The sequence below is a fragment of the Streptomyces milbemycinicus genome (assembly GCF_002154605.1).
Classification (GTDB): domain Bacteria; phylum Actinomycetota; class Actinomycetes; order Streptomycetales; family Streptomycetaceae; genus Streptomyces; species Streptomyces milbemycinicus.
The window spans coordinates 1-3480 of the sequence record NZ_MUNE01000715.1 but is presented as its reverse complement, the minus strand read 5'-3'; the positions used below and the strand labels follow the sequence as shown (position 1 = coordinate 3480).

General features: G+C 71.5%; 2 protein-coding genes and 1 pseudogene. 1 reads left to right on the top strand and 2 read right to left on the bottom strand.

The window, feature by feature from the left end; translation table 11 throughout:
• Together CCN51_RS43840 and CCN51_RS43835 are read right to left on the bottom strand one after the other, a co-directional pair.
• A pseudogene (locus CCN51_RS43840) lies at positions 1-356 on the bottom strand (hypothetical protein); the annotation flags it as partial.
• Between the two features lie 76 nt (positions 357-432).
• A complete protein-coding gene (locus CCN51_RS43835) occupies positions 433-2022 on the bottom strand; it encodes an acyl-CoA mutase large subunit family protein (protein WP_014177290.1) in 1590 nt (529 codons plus the stop codon).
• Between the two features lie 171 nt (positions 2023-2193).
• Here CCN51_RS43835 and CCN51_RS43830 point away from each other — a divergent pair, with 171 nt between their 5' ends.
• A complete protein-coding gene (locus CCN51_RS43830) occupies positions 2194-3063 on the top strand; it encodes a L,D-transpeptidase family protein (protein WP_043487049.1) in 870 nt (289 codons plus the stop codon).
• Positions 3064-3480: the final 417 nt, after the last annotated feature.

The window sequence follows — 3480 nt, the reverse complement described above, 5'->3', positions numbered from 1 at the left end:
GTCGCCCCGCCCGACGCCGTCCCGCTCGTCTCGCCCGTCTTGCCCGTCGGCGTGTCCGTGTACGCGTCGGCGGCGCCGCTCGGGCAGGGCCCGGGCTCCTCCCGCTCGACCGGGAGGAACTTCACCGGCGGCCCGCTCACCACGCCACCCGCGGCGCTGCCGCCCTCGCCGCCTCCGCCCCCGGGCGCCTCGGGCGCCGACGGGGCCTTCTTCGGCGGGTCGAAGGCCCCACCGATGGCGCCGCCCCTCTCACCCGCGCCGTCACTGCCGCCGTCGTCGCACCCCGTCGCCGCCGACGCCGTCAGCAGCAGCCCCGCCACCGCAACGCCCCGCGCCCGCACCCATCCGGTCCTCATCTCGGCCCGCCCCCCGCGGTTCTCAAATCCTGTGGCCCAAGTCGGTCCTGAAAGTAGACCAGAATCCGCGCCCCGGTCAGAAGGCATCGGCGGGGACATACGTACCCCATACGTCCCGCAGCGCATCGCAGACCTCCCCCAGCGTCGCGCGGGCGGCGAGCGCGTCCTTCATCGGGTAGAGGACGTTCGCCGCCCCCGCCTCGCTCTCGGCGGCCCCCTTGAGCGCGGACAGCGCCGCGCTCACCGCCGTACGGTCGCGCTCCGCGCGCAGCTTCGCCAGGCGGTCCCTCTGCTGTTCCTCGATGGCCGGGTCCACCCGCAGCGGCTCGTACGGCTCTTCCTCCTCCAGCCGGAAGCGGTTCACGCCGACGACCACCCGATCGCCCGCGTCGGTCTCCTGGGCGATGCGGTAGGCGTTGCGCTCGATCTCCCCCTTCTGGAAGCCCTGTTCGATCGCGGCCACGGCACCGCCCAGGTCCTCGACCCGCCGCAGCAGATCGAGGGCGGCGGCTTCGACGGCGTCGGTCAGCGACTCGACGGCGTACGAACCAGCGAGCGGGTCGACCGTGGCGGTCACATCCGTCTCGAGCGCCAGCACCTGCTGGGTGCGCAGCGCGAGGCGGGCGGACTTGTCGGTCGGCAGCGCGATGGCCTCGTCGAAGGCGTTGGTGTGCAGGGACTGGGTGCCGCCGAGGACCGCGGCGAGCCCCTGGACCGCGACCCGCACCAGATTCACCTCGGGCTGCTGGGCGGTGAGCTGGACGCCGGCCGTCTGGGTGTGGAAGCGCAGCATCTGCGACCTCGGGTCGCGGGCACCGAACTCCTCGCGCATGACCCGTGCCCAGATCCTGCGCGCCGCCCGGAATTTGGCGGCCTCTTCGAGGAGCGTCGTACGGGAGACGAAGAAGAAGGACAGGCGGGGGGCGAAGTCGTCGACCGCCATGCCCGCGGCGAGGGCCGTACGGACGTACTCGATGCCGTCGGCCAGCGTGAAGGCGATCTCCTGCGCGGGCGAGGCGCCCGCCTCGGCCATGTGGTAGCCGGAGATGGAGATGGTGTTCCACCGGGGGATCTCGGCCCGGCAGTACTTGAAGACGTCCGCGACGAGCCGCAGCGAGGGGCCGGGCGGAAAGATGTACGTGCCGCGCGCGATGTACTCCTTGAGCACGTCGTTCTGGATGGTCCCGGTCAGGTTCCGGGCCGCCACGCCCTGCTCCTCGCCGATGAGTTGGTAGAGCAGGAGCAGCAGGGCCGCGGGGGCGTTGATGGTCATGGAGGTCGAGACGCGGTCCAGCGGGATGCCGGCGAACAGCGTGCGCATGTCCTCGATCGAGTCGATGGCGACACCGACCTTGCCGGCCTCGCCGTGCGCGAGCGGGGCGTCGGAGTCATAGCCCATCTGGGTGGGCAGGTCGAAGGCGACGGACAGACCCGTCGTGCCGTGCTCGATGAGCCGGCGGTAGCGGGCATTGGACTCGGCGGCGGTGCCGAAGCCCGCGTATTGGCGCATCGTCCAGGGGCGGCCGGTGTACATGGAGGGATAGACCCCGCGCGTGTAGGGGTATACGCCCGGCTCGCCCAGCGTCTCCTCAGGGTCCCGGCCGGCAAGCGCCTCGGGCCCGTACACCGGCTCGATGGGGAAGCCCGACTCCGAATCGCGCGCCATGGGTCACGCCTCCTGCTGGTCCGGGGGCCGTGGTGCTCCTCACAGCATGCGCCGATGTTCGCCGGGCGGCAGCCCCGGGAAGCATGGAAGACGGATAGCGACAGCGAACTGCGAACACACGACCGGGGCAGAGACGGGACTGGGGGGTTGGGGAGGATGCACCGGATATCGATGGCTGGTACGGCGCTCGCCACGGCTGCGGTGGCGACGCTGGTCACAGGGTGCAAACAGCAGGACATGGCCGACGCCGGGCATGCCCGCGCGAGACCGGAGGTGCGTACGAGCCACAGCGCGCCCGCCCACGCGGCACCGGCGAAGCCACGGCCGCACAGGACCTGGCACAAGCCGACGCACAAGCCACGTCCCACGCACCGGGCCGTGCCACCGCGGCGGACCGCCCCACCGGCGCCCGCCGCCGTGATCGCCTTCGGGACGAGCAGTGAGCGGGTGCGCGAGTTACAGGCGCGGCTGCGCGCGCTCGGTCTCTTCGGCCGCAACCCGACCGGCTACTACGGCACGGTCACCCGCTCCTCGGTGCTGGCCTATCAGCGCGGCCACGGCCTGTCGGCCACCGGTTCGGTCGACCGCCGCACCTGGAACTCGCTGCGCACGGCCACCAAACGGCCCACGCGCGACGAGTTGTACCCGCCGACCACCAACCCGCTCGCCAAGCCCGATCCGCGCTGTATGACCGGGCGGGCGCTGTGCATCAGCAAGACGAGCCGGACGCTGGCCTGGATGGTGAACGGCAAGGTCGTCTCGGCGATGGATGTGCGGTTCGGCTCGCAGTACACGCCGACGCGGGAAGGGCTGTTCCAGGTCGACTTCAAGAGCCGCGACCACGTCTCGACGATCTACCACACCCCCATGCCGTACGCGATGTTCTTCAGCGGCGGCCAGGCGGTGCACTACTCGGCGGACTTCGCCGCCCGCGGCTACAGCGGCGCCTCGCACGGCTGCGTCAACGTACGGGACAAGGCCAAGATCGCAAAGCTCTTCGACCAGGTCCGGACGGGTGACAAGGTCGTGGTCTACAAGTAGGCCGCAAGTAGGCCCAAAGAGCCGCAAGCAGGCCCAAAGAGAAGGGCGCGGGCAGGGCCGGGGGAACGTGCCCTGCCCGCGCCATATGCGCGGAGCCGTCGGTACGGGGGGAACCTCGGCTCCCGCGCGCCGGCCGATGACCAGTCGGCCCGTTTCTTACAGCGTCACCGCCGAAAAAAACGTCACACCCGGGTTCCGGATCCTCAGCGGGCCGAGCCGGTGGCGTCGTCCGCCACACCGCCGACGGCGTCACCAGCGACGTCAGCGGTGCTGTCACCGGCCACGTCACCAGCGCTCTCGGTCACGTCGTCGACGGTCGAGGTCGGGTCGGCGGTCACCGGGCCGGAAGGGTCAGAGGGGACAGAAGGGCCGGAAGGGTCGGAAGGGTCGGACGGGGGTGGCGGAGGAGGTGGCGGA